Annotated in this window: 16 protein-coding genes and 1 pseudogene; 16 read left to right on the top strand and 1 reads right to left on the bottom strand. The window is 51.5% G+C overall.

What is annotated here, in order from left to right; translation table 11 throughout:
* The first annotated feature begins 36 nt into the window (after positions 1 to 36).
* From ACZ439_RS15130 to ACZ439_RS15200, 15 genes are all read left to right on the top strand, one after another.
* On the top strand, positions 37 to 1,449 hold the full coding sequence (locus tag ACZ439_RS15130; protein ID WP_155614677.1) for an amidase: 1,413 nt from the start codon (positions 37 to 39) through the stop codon (positions 1,447 to 1,449).
* Between the two features lie 23 nt (positions 1,450 to 1,472).
* Positions 1,473 to 2,702, top strand: coding sequence for an ABC transporter substrate-binding protein (locus ACZ439_RS15135; protein ID WP_164751873.1), 1,230 nt, complete (start codon positions 1,473 to 1,475; stop codon positions 2,700 to 2,702).
* Between the two features lie 83 nt (positions 2,703 to 2,785).
* Positions 2,786 to 3,679 (top strand): branched-chain amino acid ABC transporter permease, encoded by an 894-nt coding sequence (locus ACZ439_RS15140; RefSeq protein ID WP_127608634.1) that lies wholly within the window; start codon positions 2,786 to 2,788, stop codon positions 3,677 to 3,679.
* A 17-nt stretch (positions 3,680 to 3,696) separates the two neighbouring features.
* The gene (locus ACZ439_RS15145; RefSeq protein ID WP_464619870.1) at positions 3,697 to 5,520 is read left to right on the top strand and encodes a branched-chain amino acid ABC transporter ATP-binding protein/permease; all 1,824 of its coding nucleotides are present in this window, start codon (positions 3,697 to 3,699) and stop codon (positions 5,518 to 5,520) included.
* Positions 5,504 to 6,220 (top strand): ABC transporter ATP-binding protein, encoded by a 717-nt coding sequence (locus tag ACZ439_RS15150; RefSeq protein ID WP_464619871.1) that lies wholly within the window; start codon positions 5,504 to 5,506, stop codon positions 6,218 to 6,220. The genes ACZ439_RS15145 and ACZ439_RS15150 overlap by 17 nt, the downstream gene beginning before the upstream one ends.
* A 146-nt stretch (positions 6,221 to 6,366) precedes the next feature.
* Positions 6,367 to 7,392, top strand: a complete 1,026-nt coding sequence (locus ACZ439_RS15155) for an AI-2E family transporter (protein ID WP_141334394.1) — start codon at positions 6,367 to 6,369, stop codon at positions 7,390 to 7,392.
* A 183-nt stretch (positions 7,393 to 7,575) separates the two neighbouring features.
* Positions 7,576 to 8,220: a LytTR family DNA-binding domain-containing protein gene (locus tag ACZ439_RS15160; protein WP_054799475.1), complete on the top strand. Its 645-nt coding sequence runs from the start codon at positions 7,576 to 7,578 to the stop codon at positions 8,218 to 8,220.
* A 133-nt stretch (positions 8,221 to 8,353) separates the two neighbouring features.
* Positions 8,354 to 9,865, top strand: coding sequence for an acetyl-CoA hydrolase/transferase family protein (locus tag ACZ439_RS15165; protein ID WP_054796527.1), 1,512 nt, complete (start codon positions 8,354 to 8,356; stop codon positions 9,863 to 9,865).
* Positions 9,866 to 10,024: 159 nt separating this feature from the next.
* Complete coding sequence (locus ACZ439_RS15170) at positions 10,025 to 11,035, top strand: LacI family DNA-binding transcriptional regulator (RefSeq protein ID WP_430103659.1); 1,011 nt, start codon at positions 10,025 to 10,027, stop codon at positions 11,033 to 11,035.
* Between the two features lie 5 nt (positions 11,036 to 11,040).
* Positions 11,041 to 11,835 (top strand): HAD family hydrolase, encoded by a 795-nt coding sequence (locus ACZ439_RS15175; protein WP_244932981.1) that lies wholly within the window; start codon positions 11,041 to 11,043, stop codon positions 11,833 to 11,835.
* A 40-nt stretch (positions 11,836 to 11,875) separates the two neighbouring features.
* On the top strand, positions 11,876 to 12,979 hold the full coding sequence (locus ACZ439_RS15180; protein WP_464619872.1) for an ABC transporter substrate-binding protein: 1,104 nt from the start codon (positions 11,876 to 11,878) through the stop codon (positions 12,977 to 12,979).
* 45 nt (positions 12,980 to 13,024) lie between these two features.
* Positions 13,025 to 14,734, top strand: a complete 1,710-nt coding sequence (locus tag ACZ439_RS15185; protein ID WP_218029643.1) for an ABC transporter permease — start codon at positions 13,025 to 13,027, stop codon at positions 14,732 to 14,734.
* 1 nt (position 14,735) lies between these two features.
* Positions 14,736 to 15,848, top strand: a complete 1,113-nt coding sequence (locus ACZ439_RS15190; RefSeq protein ID WP_054796533.1) for an ABC transporter ATP-binding protein — start codon at positions 14,736 to 14,738, stop codon at positions 15,846 to 15,848.
* 40 nt (positions 15,849 to 15,888) lie between these two features.
* Positions 15,889 to 16,701 (top strand): inositol monophosphatase family protein, encoded by an 813-nt coding sequence (locus ACZ439_RS15195; RefSeq protein ID WP_054796534.1) that lies wholly within the window; start codon positions 15,889 to 15,891, stop codon positions 16,699 to 16,701.
* 340 nt (positions 16,702 to 17,041) lie between these two features.
* Complete coding sequence (locus ACZ439_RS15200) at positions 17,042 to 17,941, top strand: aldo/keto reductase (RefSeq protein WP_054796535.1); 900 nt, start codon at positions 17,042 to 17,044, stop codon at positions 17,939 to 17,941.
* Positions 17,942 to 18,041: 100 nt separating this feature from the next.
* On the opposite strand, the gene ACZ439_RS15205 is transcribed toward ACZ439_RS15200, so the two are convergent.
* Positions 18,042 to 18,752, bottom strand: coding sequence for a DUF2306 domain-containing protein (locus tag ACZ439_RS15205; protein WP_464619873.1), 711 nt, complete (start codon positions 18,750 to 18,752; stop codon positions 18,042 to 18,044).
* Positions 18,753 to 18,895: 143 nt separating this feature from the next.
* On the opposite strand from ACZ439_RS15205, the pseudogene ACZ439_RS15210 reads away from it, so the two are divergent.
* A pseudogene (locus ACZ439_RS15210) lies at positions 18,896 to 19,158 on the top strand (aldehyde dehydrogenase family protein).
* Positions 19,159 to 19,162 lie beyond the last annotated feature (4 nt).

Consider the following 19,162-nt stretch of genomic DNA (forward strand, 5'->3'; position numbering starts at 1 on the left):
TGACGCAAGAGTCGAACTGAAGGAGCCGTGTTGTGAATGAACATCGCGAAGATGACCGCTTTGGAAATACGGGCTGCCATTGGCAATAAACAACTATCGGCAGTCGAAGTTATGTCGGACACGCTGGAAAGAATGACGGCGCTGGAGCCTGCGCTGAACGCCTTTGTAACGGCGACGCCGGAGCTTGCCATGGAGGCGGCTAAGGCAGCGGATAAGGCAGTCATGGCCGGCGAACCGCTAGGGCGGCTGCAGGGCATTCCTCTTTCTGTCAAAGATTTAATTCATGTCGGCGGAGTTCGGACCACGTTCGGTTCCCGCACCCGGGCTACCCATATCGCGGAGGCTGATGCCCCCTCGGTTGAACGGGTCCGCGCTGCCGGCGCGGGTATAATAGGCAAAACGACGACAACCGAATTTGGCAGTAAGGCAGGAAGCGGTGACAGTCCGCTCACCGGCATTACATATAATCCATGGAACCTCGCCAAGTCGCCGGGCGGATCAAGCGCCGGCGCTGCGGCTTCCGTCGCCGCGGGGGTAACCCCGTTCGCGCTGGGGACGGATGGAGGCGGCTCCGTTCGTATTCCTTCCTCCCTTTGCGGACTTTTCGGCATCAAGGCGCAGTTTGGCCGGGTTCCGGTTTTCCCTACCAGCGCAACCCCGACTTTAGCTCATGTCGGCGTTCTGTCAAGGACGGTCCGGGATGCCGCTTTACTGCTGCAGACCGTCTCGGGTTACGACGGACGCGATCCGGCTAGCGTATCCGAGAGAACACCCGATTTCATAGCAGCCTGCGACATGCCTGTCCAAGGATTGCGCATCGCTTGGAGCCCGACGTTAGGTTACGCCAAGCCTACTGCCGAGGTGCGCATGATAACCGAGACGGCCGTACGGCGATTTGAAGACCTGGGCTGCTCCATCGAGCTGGTGGAGAACGTCATCGACGATCCGATTGATTTATGGATGGCCGATTTTTACGCAGGCATCGGCGTGACGCTTAAGGACGATTTGCAGCATCGCCGCGATCTCCTCGACCCCGCTTTGGCCGAAGTGCTGCAAGGCCGTCTTCACGAATCGGTTGACGCTTACTACACGAAGGTTTTCAGCAGGTACAGGCTGCGCGAGAAAGTACGGCAATTGTTCCAGCGCTATGATCTGCTCCTTACCCCGACGCTGCCGGTATCTTCGGTGGATGTCGGAATGAACGTGCCTCGGGAGCTGCCCGATCGCAACATGGTGTCCTGGTCCTACTATACCTATCCGTTTAACTTGACGGGGAATCCGGCTGCCTCGATTCCTTGCGGCTTTGATGCAAACGGGATGCCGGTAGGTCTTCAAATCGTGGCGGGCTTCAATCGCGAGGCGGATATACTGAGGGCTGCCGCAAGCTTCGAGGTCTCGAGCCCATGGGTCGATACTTACCCGATTGGTCGCAGCTTAATAAAAAAATAAGTTCGGTTGAAAGGGTGGTTTATGTGAAAAAAAGCAAAAGAAAAGGCGCGGGCTTGTTGGTTTCCTGCTTGGCAATGGCTTTGATCGTTTCCGCTTGCGGTTCCAGTTCTTCGTCAACCACAGCTTCCTCGGGCGGCTCCGCCCAAAGCGGTTCTGCGAAACCGATTAAAATCGGGGTTTCTACGGAAGCTACCGGAGGGTCAGCGGAAGCTTCGGTCAACATTTATCAAGGCGTGCAAATCGCAACGGACATGATCAATGAAAAGGGCGGAGTCAAGGGCCGCCCGATTGAATTGGTGGTTCGCGATACGGAGGAAAACCCTACGCGCGGAGTAAGTATTATCCGCGATTTCAGCCAAAAAGAAAACGTGCTGGCCGGGATCGGCGGATACTTCAGTACGGTGATGCTGGCGCAAACCCCGGTAATCAAAGAGGAGAAATTGCCCTTCGTCGTCGCGACATCGAACGTTCCCGAATCCGTCACGAACGGGATGCCGTGGACATTCGGCGTACGGATGAACGCGGAGGTTACGGCGAGATATGCTTTGAAATTTATGGAGAAAAACTTAAATGCCTCGAAAGTCGCCATTCTTCACGAGAGCGGCGGATACGGCAAAGGGGCAGTATCGGCCATGACCAAGGCGCTTGAAGAAGTGGGGAAAAAGCCGGTGGCCGTAGAGTCCTTTAACTTGAAGGATCAGGATATGACTGCGCAAGTCACGCGCGCTCGCGATGCGGGGGCCGATGTGATCTACTTGTTCGGCATCGGGGCGCCTAACGGATATGTGTTGAAATCGATGGATAAGATCGGTTGGAAGGTACCCGTGATCGGGGAGACCGGCATGGCCGCTCTCGGGGTCAATGAAGTCGGAGGGGCTCTGGCAACCGGAACCTTCGCGATCCAAACGGCGAATTTCACCAGCGAGCAAACCCGTGAGATGTCGAAACAATTTTTGGAAAGATTCAAAAGTAAATTCGGACATATTCCTACCACCTTCTCCGCGGCGGCCCAAGGCTTCGATGGAGCGATGCTGATTTTCAAAGCGCTTGAATCCGTTGACTTGACCGATGATGTCAAAAAAGACCGGGAAGCGTTAAAGGATGCGCTGGAAAATAACGCGGGGCCTTACAGCGGCGTCATTCGCGATTGGGACAAGGCGTTCAGCAAAGACAATCACGATGCGATCGATATCAACTCCTACGTGATGAATATGTGGAAAGACGGAGTTATCGTGAAATCCGATAAACAATAACGCTTGACATGATAAGGGGGCGGGCCTGTCCCGCCTCCTTAGCCAAGTGGATAAGTGAATGTCCGAAAAGGGGGAACACAGCCATGATGGAAGGGGCAGCGGCGACGCTGGTGCAGGTGCTGTTAAGCGGATTGGCGATAGGCAGCTTGTATGCGCTCATTGCTTTGGGATACAGCTTGACGTTCGTTGTGAATGGAACCGTAAATATGTCACAAGGTCAATTGGTCATGTTAGGCGGCATGTTAACGTATGCCTTCGTTGAAATAATGCACGTTCCTTTCTATCTATCTTTCTTGTTGGCCGGAATCGTTGTCGGCTTGCTCGGCATTATTATCGAGCGTTTTGCCATTCGAAAGTTTGCCAAAGATACCGCATCTGTGAACTGGGTGCTCAGCACCTTGGCCATCGGCATTATCATTCAGGATGTCGCCCATTTCATATGGGGGCCGAACGAGCATGTTGTCGCTTCCCCTGTCGGCGAAGACATCGTGCGCGTGCTCGGGGCCGGCGTGTATTGGAAGGAATTGATTTTAATTCCGGTGGTCGGCGTTTTTCTTATTTTCCTTACCTTCTTCTATCTCAAATCCCATTGGGGATTATGGCTGAGAGCTACGGCCGATAATCATACAGCCATCAATTTGATGGGGATCAACAGCAACTACATCGTGGCCATCGCCTACATTCTCAGCGGGATTCTGGCCGGACTCGGCGGGGGCATGATGTCTACGATTTATGCCGTTTCCGTCGCGGTGGGACTGCCGCTCGGGTTAAAGGCGATTGCCGTAGCGATGGTTTCCGGACTAAACAGCGCCAAGGGAATCGTCCTTACGGGACTGGGACTGGGCATCTCGGAATTGCTGGTTGCCACCTATGTCTCCCCCAATTTCCGGGAGATGATTATTTACCTGTTGGTGATTTTGATTCTGTTTGTTAAACCTACGGGATTGTTCGGCACCCGGACTGTGGTCAAAGTTTAGGAAGAGAGGGATGTAATGTGGAAGCAAACCTGCAAATTGAACTGGATAACAGGCGGGCCTTGTCAGGAAAGAACGTTGCCATCGGCTTGTTGTTCGCTCTGTTGGCCGTAGCCCCTCTTTTTCTGAGCAGTTATTATGTGAACCTTCTTTATATGGTGGGCGTTTTCGCCATTATCAGCATAGGGATGAATATCATAGTCGGATATTCGGGCATTGTTTCGATCGGCCATGCCGGATTGATGGCTGCCGGAGCTTATTCGGCCGCCTTTTTCAACACACACTTCGGAACCCCGTTCTGGATTACGGCGATGATCGGCATTGTGGTCAGTCTGATACTGGGCAGTATTCTTGCGATACCGACCATTCGCGCGGGCGGAGTTTATCTGTCCATGATCACCATCGCTTTTGGCGTCATCATCGATGAAATATTGATCCGGTGGGAATCCTTTTCCGGCGGTCCGTTAGGCATATCGGGCATAGCAAAACCGGCCATCGGCGCTTATCAATTCGGGTTAACGCAGGTGTATTATTTAGTATTGATCGTTGCCGCCGTCGCGATGGTGCTGGTCTATAACTTTAGACGTTCCGTATGGGGAAGAAGCCTGCTGGCTATTAAACAAAACGTGATTGCGGCGGAATCGCTTGGCATCAAGCCGTTCTACTATCAATATGTAGGGTTCGCCATCAGCGCGGTATTTGCCGGTTTGGCCGGGGCCATCTACGCGCATGCGAACAGCTTCATCAGTCCTGATATTTTTGGCTTTCATACTTCGATTCAATTGGTGTTGATCATTATTTTGGGAGGCGCCGGCACCGTATGGGGGCCTGTTCTCGGTTCGTTCATTATCGTGCTGCTTCCGGAGGTTCTGAACTTCGACCATTTGCGGCTTGCGGTTTACGGGTTATTAATGTTTGTGGTCCTTTACTTTTTGCCTAAGGGCATATCGGGTACGATCATTGATTATTTGGAAAAGAAAAAAACGCCCAAGGAAAATCGGGCTGCTTATGACGCCATACCGCTCGAGCAACTGCTGAACGTCAATGCCAATACCGCTTCCGGAACGCTGCTCAGCATTAACAATCTCAACAAACAATTTGGCGGGCTTCATGTCATTAAAGATCTTTCATTGGAGGTTCAGTCTTCGACGGTGTTGTCGCTTATTGGGCCCAATGGAGCCGGCAAGAGCACCGTTATTAATATGATATCCGGTTTCTATACGCCGACCTCCGGCGATATTTATTTAAACGGGAAAAAAATTGACGGATCTACTCCCCAAGAGATGCTGCACCAAGGCATTGCCCGGACGTTCCAGCACACTCGGTTGTTTGGCGAGTTGACGGTTCTTGAAAATATCATGATCGGCGTGGCCCAATCCCACAAACAACATTTGTTTTCGGCCTTGTTCCGCTCCGGCGGCATGCGCAAACAGGAGCAGCGGATTGCTGATCTGGCGCACGCCTACCTGGATCTGGCGGGATATAAGGGACTGCGCCACATCAAAGCGGCCAATCTGGCGTACGGGCACCAGCGCGTCGTCGAAATTGCCAGAGCGTTGGCGGCCAAACCGTCGCTGCTGCTGCTGGATGAACCGGCCGCCGGCTTGACGTCGGGAGAAATTGTTGAGCTTGAGCATGTCATTCGCAAGCTGAAAGAAGCCGGCCTGACGATCATCCTCATTGAACATCATATGGATTTCGTGTCGCGCATCTCGGATAAAGTGACCGTGATCGATTACGGAAGAAAGATCGCGGAAGGTAAAGCGGACGAAGTTCAGGATGATCCCAATGTCATTAAGGCTTATCTCGGAGAGGAGGAGACGGAACATGCTGACAGTCTCTGATCTTCATATGTATTATGGGAGCGTTCATGCGCTGAAGGGAGTAAGTCTCGAAGTAAATGAAGGGGAAGTCGTCGCCGTCATTGGTTCCAACGGAGCGGGCAAGACGACGCTGTTGAGCGCTATCCTCGGGATGGTGAAGCCCCGATCGGGACAAATTTCGTATTCGAACCAGGATATCACGTATATAACGGCTCATAAAACGGTAAACATGGGCATTTCCCTGGTACCCGAAGGAAGAGAAGTATTCAGCAGTATGACCGTTTATGAAAATCTTCGCTTAGGTTTGAAAAAACGGGTGGGACGGGTGAACCAGAAAGAATTCGACCGCGAGCTCGAACATATATTTTTCCGGTTTCCTCGTCTGAAAGAACGCATCGACCAATTGGCGGGAACGTTAAGCGGCGGCGAGCAGCAGATGATGGTGATCTCGCGCGCTTTAATCGGCAAGCCCAAGCTGCTGCTGCTGGATGAACCTTCGCTCGGATTGGCGCCCATTATCGTCAATGAAATTTTCGATATCATCAAGGGCTTGAAGCAAGACGGAATGACGATTATTTTGGTTGAGCAGATGGCCAATAAGGCGCTGTCGGTTGCCGACCGCGGTTATGTACTGGAGAACGGCCATATTGCCATGAGCGGAACAGCCAAAGAATTACGGGGCAACCGGGAAGTGGCCAAAGCCTACCTGGGTGTTTCCTAGGACGATTTGTTCATTCGTACATGAAGAGAGTGCCTTAACGGGCGCTCTTTTCGCTATATTCGGTTTATTTCATTGCTATAATCATTTTCATTGCTGTAGACTAAGAAAAGAGCGCATTAGCGGCCTACTTGAATGGAGATGAACCGATGGAAAGTATTAAGCGTTTTTTTGAAACATTAACGGTACGAAGATTTTTCATTCTGACCCTGATCGTTGTACTGTTATTTAGTATAAGGGATATGCTCAACCTGGTTTTGTTAACGTTCTTAATAGCTTACATCATGAACAGTCTGCAACATATGCTAACGAGAAAACTAAGCAAATACATCGCCATCAACAGCAAGTTCATTATTATTTTGCTTTATCTGGCTTTGGTCACCATCGTAGTGTTTGCGATCATTAACTATTTGCCGAAGGTCTTTGTTCAAATCAAACAGGTCAAAGATATGTTGATCGGCTTAACGAATATGCCCGTCCCCCAAGATGAAGTTTCCCAATATGTGTACAAAACATTGAAAGACTTGAATTTGCAGGCTTATGTCAAACAAGGCTTCGAATACATTCTAAGAATCAGCAATTGGGGAACGACCTTCGTGCTGGCGATCATTTTAAGCCTTGTCTTCATTCTTGAGAAAAACAGGGTCATCGCCTTTACTTCCAGGCTGAAAGAAAGCAAAATTTCTTGGCTGTATGAAGAGCTTGAGTATTTCGGCAAGAAATTCATTTTGTCCTTCGGGAAAGTCATCGAGGCGCAATTTCTTATTGCGATATTCAATACGATATTTACGGTGATCGGATTATGGATTCTAGGCTTTCCTTATTTGTTTGCGCTGTCGATCATGATCTTCCTGCTTAGTTTAATTCCCGTGGCGGGCTTTCTCATTTCATTACTTCCTTTATGTATTATCGGGTATAATATCGGCGGGCATCTGATGCTGATCTATGTGCTCTCGATGATCGCGGTGCTCCATTTCCTGGAGGGTTACTTCTTAAACCCGAAGCTGATGTCTTCGAAAATGAACCTCCCTATGTTCTATACGTTTATCGTTCTGATTTTCTCCGAGCATTACCTGGGAATCTGGGGCTTGATCGTCGGTATTCCGATCTTCGTCTTTTTATTGGACATCCTTGACATCGATACGACGAAGGGAGAGAACAAGACCAGTGCATGAGCAATGAGACCTTCCGGCCTTGCTTGTGTGCCTGTCGATTCTTTTATCTATCGTTACTTGGGTCAGACAAAAGTAATTCAAGCTTGCCCGGCGTCCGATTCGGGCGTGCTAGAAGGATATTCCTGGTTTGCATCGAAATAAGCTTTGCGTAAAGGAATGATTATTTCGAAGAAGGTGCGGGATATGGAGCATTTTACAATGGAGTCCATCTTTAATGCGATTGGGGAATTGTTCTCGGACGAAACCTCGATTGTTGTTGCCAATACTAAGGAGTACATCTATTACAGGCCCAGCAAAAGGATCGATCTGAAAATTAAGCCCGGCGATCCCATTAAGGAAGGGACGATTACGCATAAAGCATTGACAGGCAAACAAAAAGTATCCGAGTTCATTGACCGTGACATATTCGGAGTCCCTTATTACGGCATGGCGGTCCCCTTGATCCATGAAGGCAAGCTCGAGGGGTGCGTGTCTGCGATTTTCCCTACCCTGACGACGGGACAATCCGTTGTCACCGTGAAGTATCAGGACGGGTGGGTTCCGGTTCCTTTCCCGGAAGTGCTGTATCTGGAAGCAAGCGACCGCAAAACGTACGTCGTCACCGAGAAGCTTTCCGGCACCCATAAATACACGCTAAATGAATTTGACTTTCTGCTGCCGAGAGACTATTTTGTGCGCTGCCACCGTTCCTTTATCGTGAATGTAAACCACATTAAGGAAATCTACCCGGATACGCACTCCACGCTTGTGTTAATCATGAGGAACGGGACCAAGATCACGGTCAGTCAATCGTATATCCGCTATTTCCGGAAGCTGCTCGGTTTCTAATGGACTTTTACGGTTTCATTCGTCCATATACGTGTTCTGTCCGATTTTTTCCCTATTTCATCCGAAAATTCCTCTCCGCGGCCGATCATCGGTTAAAATGTGGCTAAACGACATATGAATGGGGGAAAACCCTTTGGAAAACGTTTTCAATCGCATTCGAAATCAACGTCTCCACGAGAAGGTCGTTTCTGCAGAAGAAGCCGCTTCCTGGATTAAAAACGGAATGACCTTGGGATTAAGCGGATTTACGCGGGCCGGAGATGCAAAAGCGGTTCCCATGGCGTTAGCGGAGCGTGCAAAAAGTGAAAAGCTTAAAGTTAATGTATATACGGGAGCTTCTCTTGGATCGGATATCGACAAGTTATTTGCCGAAGTCGGCTTGCTCCATAAACGTCTTCCTTTTCAAGCGGATCCGACGATGAGGCGGAAAATCAATCAAGGCGAGTTTTATTTCATAGATCAGCATTTATCCAAAACGTCGGAAATGGTGCGCGCTCAGGTGCTGGAGCCTATTGATTTCGCCATCGTGGAAGCGATTGCGATAACGGAAGACGGCATGATTATCCCGACGACATCCGTAGGCAACTCGATGGTGTTCGCGCAGCACGCGCGTTCCATTATTGTCGAAATCAACCTGGCGCAACCGCAGTCGCTGGAAGGACTTCATGATTTGTACGAACCGGGTAAACAAGGGGAGCGTTCCCCCATTCCCATCTCCAGGCCGGATGACCGGATCGGGACCTTGGGCATACCCGTCGACATGAGTAAAGTCCGGGGGATTGTGTTTACGAACCAGACCGATTCCCCTTCAACCATCACAGCGCCGGACAAGGACACGGAAACAATCGCCCGGCATTTAATCGCGTTTCTGCGTCAGGAAGTCCGCGCGGGACGATTAACGAACCGGCTGGCTCCTCTCCAGTCAGGGATCGGATCGGTTTCCAATGCGGTTTTTCATGGTTTGCTGCAATCGGAATTCACGGATCTGGAGGTATATTCCGAAGTATTGCAGGACGCCGTGTTCGATTTAATGGATGCGGGCAAGGTCCGGTTTGCCTCCTGTTGTTCGATTACGCTCTCGGCTCCGAAGATGGAGCAAGTGTTCCCGAATCTCGAGAAATACCGGGACCGGCTCATCCTGAGGCCGCAGGAGCTGTCCAATCATCCGGAGGTCATTCGCCGCATGGGTCTGATCGCCATCAATACGGCGTTGGAATTCGATATATACGGCAACGTGAATTCCACCCATGTGCTGGGGACGCAAATGATGAACGGCATCGGGGGCTCGGGAGACTTTGCGCGAAACGCCCGTATCTCGGTGTTCGTCACGAAATCGATCGCCAAAGACGGGAACATCTCGAGTATCGTGCCCTTTGTGTCCCATGTGGACCATACGGAGCACGATGTGGATGTGGTCGTCACCGAGCAAGGCTACGCCGATTTGCGCGGACTGGCGCCGAGAGAGCGTGCGGAGCTTATTATCGATCGCTGCGCCCATCCGCTGTACCGCGAAGCCTTACTGGACTATTATAAGGAAGCCCTTACGCGGGGAGGACAAACTCCGCATGTGCTGGAAAAGGCGCTGTCGTGGCATTCCAATTACAAGCAGTCGGGAACGATGCTTCAGAAAGTCTTGTCTTTATAAAGTGCGAAAACACAGACTTCGGGTCTGTGTTTTTTGCTGTGGGAAAATTTCCTAATCCATATTGTAAACGCTTTAATAATGGTGTATGATAATAACAAACGTTACCGGAAACGTTTCCGGTAACGTTTGCAGGCTGGATTCATAGATGGAGGTACGATTTTGGCTAACATCAAGGATATAGCAAAACATTTGGGTGTTTCAGTTTCTACAGTTTCCAGAGCGATGAACAATCATCCCGATGTACGCCAAGAAACCAAGCTGCAGGTTATGGAGGCGGTCCGTTATTTTAATTACCGGCCCAATGCGCTCGCCAAAGGCCTGATTCAGAAAAAAACGTTCACGATAGGGTTAATGGTCCCCGATCTGTCCGATCCGTTCCCTACGAGCCTGTCCAATGCCGTGGAAGAGACGTTGTTTGAACAGGGGTATCAGGTTGTATTCGGGAATGGGAACCGGAACTCGGAGAAGGAGAAACAATTTCTTCAAAGCGCCATCGAAAGACAATTCGACGGACTCATTCTGACCCCTGACTTCCTGGATGATGAATTTATTGAACTGTTGTCGAGTCTGGAAATACCGATTGTGTTCTTGAGAAGGAGACCTCCGGAAGGCCTGTCTATTCCGTATGTAGACGTAGACCATTACCAGGCGGCGACGGTTTCGATGAATTATTTGATTGAACTCGGACATCGGCAAATCGGCTTTATCGGAATGCCCCAAAGCTCTTTCATCGGTAATGAAAGACTGCGCGGATATACGGATGTCATGCGCAAGAACGGGCTGACGCCGGAAGCGGGCCATATGATCTTCGGAGGCCGCACGATTGAAAGCGGACGGGAAGCGATGGGCAAGCTGTTCGGGCACAATCCGGACTTGACCGCTGTCTTCGCAGCGAACGATTTGCTCGGGATTGGCGCTCTGGAATGGTTGGCGATGCATGATATTCCGGTTCCCGAGAAGGTGTCCGTCATCGGATTCGACAACCTGGAGTATGCCGGACTGTACTGGATTCAATTGACGACGATGGAACAGCCGCGCAGAGAGATGGGAAGAAGGGCGGCGCAGCTGCTGCTCCAAATGATAGCGGATAAAGAGTACACGCCCGAATCGGAATTGATGGAAGCCAGACTTGTTATTCGACGAACTTGCAAAGCGAGGCTGACCCCTTGAACAAAGTGTTGATCGTAACCGATATGGATGGCACATTGCTGGACCGTTCGCAGAACGTAAGCGAAGAAAATGCAAGGGCGATTAAGGAGTTCAAAGCCAGGGGAGGCTTGTTTACATTGGCCACCGGCCGAATGGAGTCGGCGGTCCTCCCCTATATTCGCCGGCTCGAGATTGACCTTCCCGTCATTCTCTACAATGGCGCCAAGATTTATTCGCCTGTCACCGGGAAGGTTCTTTATGAGAAGCGGCTCGTTATTCCCAAGGAAATTTGGAAGCGCTTTATTTCCGGTTTGTGCGACGAGTCGGCCATTCTTGTGTACCGCGAGAGCGACGTGTTTGCACCGGTGCGCAATGAGGTTCTGGAGATGCATGAACGCAAAGACGGCGTAAGATGCAAAGACATGAGGGAGGATTGGATCGATGATCCGATCACGAAGATCTTATTTATCGCACCGAGGGATAAACTGGAGCAATTCGAATCGCTGATCACGACAAGCGGAATCCGCTGCGAAATGGTTTATTCGGAAGCCAACTATTTAGAGCTGCTGCCGGAAGGCGCGACCAAAGGTGCCGCGCTTAGGGAACTGGTGCACATGCTGAGGATTGAAGGCTTGCATACGATTGCGGTTGGTGACAATGGCAACGACATCACGATGCTGCAACAAGCGGACCGCGGCATAGCGGTGGAGAATGCCAGCCAGCCTTTGAAAGAAGCGGCCGATGAACTGACGGTGCATCATGAGAATCACGCCATCCATGCGGTCATACACAAATTGATGCTTATGGAGAAAGAAGCTTAATAGCTTACAACATAAACCTAAATCAGGGGAGGCTTCACCTATGAAAAAAAGATTCAAGGCTGTCCAGCTTACCGCATTGACGCTTGCTGTACTCGGGATGACAGCATGCGGTTCATCTACGGCGGATCAACCGGCCGCCGGCGGCAGCGGGCAGAAGGCGTCTGAGGAAGCGAAGCAGCCGGCAGCGAAATCGTCGAAGCAATTGAAGATGTATACGGCTTATCCCGAAGAGGAAGCCATTAATTATGCTAACGAATTTGAGAAAGCGAGCGGAATTAAAGTCAAATTCGTCCGTTTGTCGGCAGGAGAGACGCTAGCCCGTTTGCAGGCGGAGAAAAATAACCCGCAGGCCAGCGTTTGGTATGGCGGCCCATCCGACACCTTCGTCGCGGCCTCCAAGGAAGGACTGCTCGATAAATACACACCGCAAGGCATCGATAAGCTGCCGAAGGAATACTTGGACAAAGACGGATTATGGACGCCGCTCTATGTCGGTCCTCTCGGGTTTGCCGTCAATACGGAATGGCTCAAGAAGAACAACGTGAAAGCGCCTGAATCGTGGGAGGATCTGCTGAAGCCGGAATTCAAGAAGAACATTTCCATTTCGCATCCCGGTTCCTCCGGCACGGCCTATACCGTAGTGGCCTCGCTGGTTCAGTTGATGGGCGAGGAGAAAGCCTTCGATTACTTGAAGAAGCTGGATGCGAATGTCCTGCAGTATACGAAGTCGGGATCGGCGCCGGCGAAGCAGGCGGGATTAGGCGAAGCGGCCGTGGGCATTTCCTTCTCGCATGACATTTTGAAACCCAAGTCGGAAGGTTACCCGATCACGCTTGTGTTCCCCAAAGAAGGAACCGGTTATGAAGTCGGGGCTGCGGCGTTGATCAAAGGCGGGCCGGCTGACGAGTTGGACAACGCGAAGAAGTTCATCGACTGGGCGATCAGCAAAGAAGCGCAAGGTTTGTACGAGACATACAAAACGTTCCGCCTGCCTGTAAATCCCGAAGCCAAAACTTCCGACGGCCTGACGACAATAAGCGAGCTGAAAGTGGTCAATTATGACGCTGTCTGGGCGGGACAACAACGGAAGGACCTTGTAACGAAGTTTAATGAAAAAATCAAAGGTGCGGATGCGGCAAAATAGAGGGAGGCTTGCAGCAGCCTCTCTTAAGGAAAGGGGGAAGGCCATTTGGCTAAGTTGGAACCAGCCGCAAACTTGAACAGGGCATCAACCACTTCGAAACTTACGTCAATCCTGCAGCAAATGTGGAAAGAGCCCTGGTTGCTGGGCCTCATCATTCTTATTTTCGTTTCCCTGTTTCTTTTTGCCGTGTATCCCATTTATCAGGTGTTCAAAATAACCTTGGTCAGCGATAAAGGGCTGGACTTTACGACCGTAGCGAAAACGCTGGGAAGCCGTTCATTCCTGCGGTCCTTTTGGAACAGCATGCAATTGGGCGTCATCGCGGCGCTGACCAGCTCTGTCATCGGATTCGTATTCGCCTATGCCAACACCCGAACCAGCATGAAAGGCAAGTCTTTCTTTCATCTGGTCGCGCTGCTGCCGATCATTTCGCCGCCATTTGTCATTGCGCTGTCGGTGATCCTTTTGTTCGGGCGTAACGGCCTCATCACGAGCGGCTTGTTCGGGTGGCAGGGCTCGAACGTGTATGGCTTGACCAGCTTGATTGTCATCCAGACGTTGTCCTTCTTCCCGATTGCTTACTTGAATTTAAAGGGCATTCTGGAGTCCATCGATACGGCGGTGGAGAATGCTGCATTGAATCTGGGCGCTTCCCGCCTGAAAGTATTTACAACGATAACGCTGCCCTTGGCCATTCCCGGAATTTTCAGCTCGCTGCTGCTCGTATTCATCAAGTCCATCGAGGATTTCGGCAATCCGATGGTGATCGCGGGCGATTATTCCACCCTCGCGGTGGAAGCTTATCTGCAAATTACCGGGATGTACGATTTGCGCGGGGGGGCCATTATGGCGGTCGCCATTCTGTTTCCGGCCATGACGACGTATTTCCTCCAAAAATATTGGATCAGCAAAAAATCGTATGTAACCGTAACCGGCAAACCGTCCCATACGGAAATGCCGATTCGGGAGAACTATATTGTCTGGCCGCTGTTCGCTTTTTGCGGGCTGATCACCGGCGCAATCCTCGTCTTTTACGGGACCGTCGTCTGGGGCGCCTTTGTCAAGATATGGGGAATCAACCATTCGATGACGCTGGACAACTTCAAATACGTGCTCTCCCGCGGTTTTGATTCGATTACGAACTCGCTGCTGCTTTCGGTCATTTCCACGCCGATTACGGCCCTGCTTGGCATGATCATCGCTTTTCTAATCATCCGCAAAAAGTTTATCGGCAAAAAGTGGATGGAAATCAGCTCCATGCTCACCTTTGCCGTACCCGGCACCGTCGTTGGGATCGGGTATATCCTGGCATTCAATGAAAAGCCGCTGCTGCTGACCGGTACGGCCGCGATCATCATCATCTGCTTGACGTTCCGCAATATGCCGGTCGGCATAGAGGGAGGCACGAACAGTCTCCGCCAAGTGGACCCGTCGATCGAAGAGGCATCGGCCATCCTGGGCGCGAACAGTTACACGACGTTCCGGAGAATAGCGCTGCCGCTGATGCGTCCGGCCTTGTTTTCCGCCCTCGTTTATTCGTTCGTGAAATCGATGACTTCGATCAGCGCCATCATTTTTCTCGTCTCTGTCAATTGGAACCTGATGACGGTCACAATCCTCTCTCAAGTCGAAGGGAGCCGCTTGGGGGTGGCCGCCGCTTATTGCGTCATCCTGATCGTTATCGTCATGGCGGCTCTCGGTATCTTGCAACTGCTGGTCAATCAACTCGGGTCGAAGAAGAGGAGGGCCTTCTGATATGCGCGCAATCGTGGAAACCGTTCCATCATCCAAAGTAACATTTGCCGGGATCGTCAAGCAGTTTCCCGGCCATTCGGGCGAAGAACCGGTCTATGCCGTCAACAAGGTGTCGCTGGATATCGAACCGGGACAGCTCGTTACGCTGCTTGGCCCGTCAGGCTGCGGCAAGACGACGACGCTGCGGATGCTGGCCGGATTTGAGACGCCTACAGCGGGAGAGATTTCGATCAATGGGCAGACCATTACCCATTTGCCGCCGAATAAGCGCGATGTGGGCATGGTCTTCCAGAGCTACGCGTTGTTTCCCCACATGACCGTATATGACAATGTCGCATACGGTTTGAGCATTAAGCCGATTCCGAAGTCACAGGTCAAAGAACGGGTAGACAAGGTGCTGGCCTTGATGCACTTGGACAAAATGAAAGACCGCCTGCCTTCGCTGCTGTCCGGCGGACAGCAGCAGCGCGTGGCGCTGGCGCGGGCAGTCGTTACCGAACCGAAGGTGCTGTTATTCGACGAGCCGCTGTCCAATCTGGACGCCAAGCTCCGCGAATATATGCGCGATGAACTGCGCAAAATCCAGCAGCGCCTCGGCATCACGAGCCTCTACGTCACGCACGATCAGGCGGAAGCGATGGCCATCTCGGATAAAGTCGTGATCATGAACAAAGGCGAGATCCAGCAGATCGGATCGCCCCGGAAAATTTATATGAGACCCTGCAATCAATTCGTGGCCAACTTTATGGGCAAGGCGAATTTCCTCAAGGCGATCGTCGAGCAATCGGACTCCCGCCATATCGGGTTGAACTTGCTGGGTCAAAGACTGGTCATTCCGAAGGACCCGATCTTTGAGGTCAAAGCGGGGGAACGGGTCGATTGCGTCATCCGGCCTGAATTTTGGAGCATCGATCCCGAAGGCAAGTTCCAGGGCACGGTGGAACGGGCGATTTACCTTGGGCCTTACGTCGAATATGAAGTCGCGTTAGGCGGGCAAACCGTGGTTGTAGTCGATTACATGCATCATTTACATGAGCCGAAAAGCGCGGGAGATCTGATCCGGCTTGGGCTGTCGGGCCAATCCATTACTCTGCTGCCGCCGGGTCAGGAGTAGGGAGGAGATCAATTTTGATCCAGAAAAGAGGAGGTTCTATTTGAACCATTTGGAGATCGCCAAGCGGATTGCCAGGGATGCCGGAGCCATGATCAAATCCCGTTTAGGGACTTCCTATGTGACGGATGAGAAAAGCTCAAGCTTTGACCTTGTCACGGAAATTGATCGGGCTTCCGAGCTGATGATCCGGCAGCGCATTGAGGAACAATATCCCGGGCATACCTTCTTGGGGGAGGAAGAGTCGTTCGGCAGCGGCGAGCGATTCGTTGGCAGGCTGGAGCAAGCGTCGGCTGAGCCGTTCCTATGGATTGTCGACCCGATCGACGGCACCAGCAACTTTGTCCATAACATGCCGGGGTTTACGGTGTCCATCGCTTTAGCTTGCCGGGGGGAGCTGACGGCAGGCGTCATCTATGACCCCTGCTCGGACGAAATGTATTGGGCCGCGAAGGGGCAGGGCGCATTCGTGAACGGGAAACGCATATCGGTGTCGAACGTGGACCGGTTGGAACAAACTTTACTTGGCACCGGCTTTCCGACGGATGAGCGGGCAAGAGCCGTGGGCGTGGAATGTCTGGGTGAATTGAGCGGGAAATGCAGGTCTATCCGGTCGTTAGGGTCAGCGGCCCTGCAATTGGCTTATGTCGCATCGGGCAAGCTCGGAGCCTACTGGGAATACGGGCTGAACGTGTGGGATACGGCAGCAGGGGTTATTCTCATTCAGGAGGCGGGAGGGACCGTGACGGATACGGCAGGTCGCCCCTTCGATTTATTCACGAAAAACATCGTCGCGAGCAATGGTTTCGTTCATCAGCCGATGCTGGCATGTATGCAGCCCGTCATCCATGCTTAACCGGCTAGTGGAGCGTTGGCAAATCGATCAGACAAGGGGTTCGGCCGAAGGTACTCGGTTCGGGCTCCTTTTTTGCATGAATTCCGGTATTTCTGGATACCGGCCCGGCGTACATGGATCCACCAGGATTTACCGGCATCCGGGCCTTGGTTATTGTAAAATACGTTTAGGGCGATGGGTTCTGTTTACGAATCCGATGCTTACAACCAGGGGGAGTGAAGTCCGGGTGTCGATGGCTCGATTTGGTGAAATATGATCGTGATTGGCTGGAGAGGGAAGGTTTAGGATGCCGCCTTAGGGGAAAAATACCGCAAATGAACGGATGAAGGAGATGGAGCCTGTGGCTAAAATCAGCCGGGAACAAATCGAAAATATAAAAAGTGCGAACGCCGGGCGTACCGTTACGCTTCCGGACGGAACCGTATTGCCCAGACTCGGTCAAGGCACTTGGTTTATCGGAGACGAGCCTTCCAAAAGGCAGGAAGAAATGAAAACCTTAAGACTCGGTGTGGAGCTTGGCATGAGCTTGATCGATACCGCGGAAATGTATGGTGACGGAAGATCCGAGTCGCTGGTCGGGGAAGCGATCGAAGGCATAAGGGATCGCGTATTTCTGGTTTCCAAGGTGTATCCGCATAATGCCGGACGGGGCCGAATAGCCAAAAGCTGTGAAGATAGCCTGAAACGATTAAAGACGGACCGCCTCGACCTGTACCTGCTTCACTGGAGAGGCAGCGTTCCTTTAAGCGAAACGATAGAAGGCATGGAAAGACTGGTTGAAGCGGGAAAAATACGGAGATGGGGCGTCTCGAACCTCGATACGGCCGATATGAAAGAGCTGTCCGCGTTGGCTAAAGGTTCGCATTGTGTAACGAATCAAGTACTCTATCACCTTGGTTCCCGCGGCATTGAATATGATTTGCTGCCTTGGCAAAGAGAACACCGTATGCCGATCATGGCCTACTGTCCTATGGCGCAGGCTGGATCTTTAAGAAAAGGGCTGGTGGAGAACGAAGTGGTCAAGGACATCGCCGATCGGCATCATATCAAGCCGTTGCAGCTTCTCTTGGCATGGTGTATCCGAAACGGAGATGCGATAGCCATACCTAAGGCATCGACGGAAGAGCATGTGCTTGAGAATGCGGCGGCAGGCCTCGTTCAGTTAACGGAAGAAGACTTGCAAAGACTGGATGCCGTCTTTCCCAAGCCCTCCAGAAAAGTTCCTCTCGATATTGTGTAAGGACAGCCATACAGCTTTAGGAGCGAGCGCGCTGACCGTTTGAGGTCAGCGCGCTTTCGTGTGGAACGGCCCGGAATGGTTATCCGTGACGGGGGCGTTGCTACCGTTCAAGGGTGGCCCGGTTCTTCGGCGGATTGTACTTCTTCTTATAGTAATTGGAGAACCCGATCAGTAAAGGAACGATAACGATCGTCGGTATAAACCACAGGATGGTGCTGACGGATTGGATATGCAGCAGCTTGGGAGCGCCGAATACGGTGAAGGCCGTAATGGTCGCGATACAACAGGTGAGCATGCCGGCAATATGCTCCATGACCCAATGCATTTTTAATCGGGGTGCCTTTAACCAATACAGAAGATGGGTTACGCCGAGGAAAATCCCGAGGAGCGGGAAGTATTGCAGCAAGGGGAAAGCAATTGTAAACCCGTAAATACTGATGCCGGCTCCGGAGAGCAATAACAGGATAGGGAACATCAAATCCCATACGTTGCGGTGCTTCTCCTGCCGCCGTTTAAAGCGAAGCACCCGAATGCCGTACCAGGCGCTGGCTCCGCTCAGGATCGAGATAAAGATTAAGAACCATGAGAACGAGATGCGGTCCTGATCGCTGGTCGGATCCAGGAAAATGCGAAAAATCCCCATATACAAAGCGCTAATGGAGACGATGGTCATCGCGTATACATAAATCCAGCCGATCCGATTATGCGTCTTTCCGCCCTTCTTCGTGACAATCGGGATCCAAAATATGAGTAACGCCAAAAAACCCGCAACAATATGTAGCCATCTGCTAAAGTGAAACGCTAGTTCCATCGAACCATCTCCTGTGAACGTATTGTGAGCACTTAAGAAATTATAACCAAAGTTATGGATATAATGGAAGAGAAAATTACCATGCTTACAATTGCAGGCAGCCCGGTCTGGAGGGGCTGAAATCCCCGATTGTCATCATTTCGGTGGAAAGCGAGCAGCAAGCTCTTGAGATCGCCAATTCGGTCGAATATGGATTGGCGGCAGCCATTTTTACTGAAAATCTATCCTCGGCTTACCGTATTGCCGATCAGGTGGAAAGCGGCATGGTGCATATCAACATGGCACGGCAAGCGCGGCCCATATGCCGTTTGGGGGCGTGAAGCAATCCGGCTTCGGCGCGTACTCGATCGGAAGCTCGAACAAAGAATTTTATACCGAGATGAAAGTGGTTTATTTCCAGTATTAAGCCG

Source organism: Paenibacillus sp. JCM 9796 (assembly GCF_055379675.1).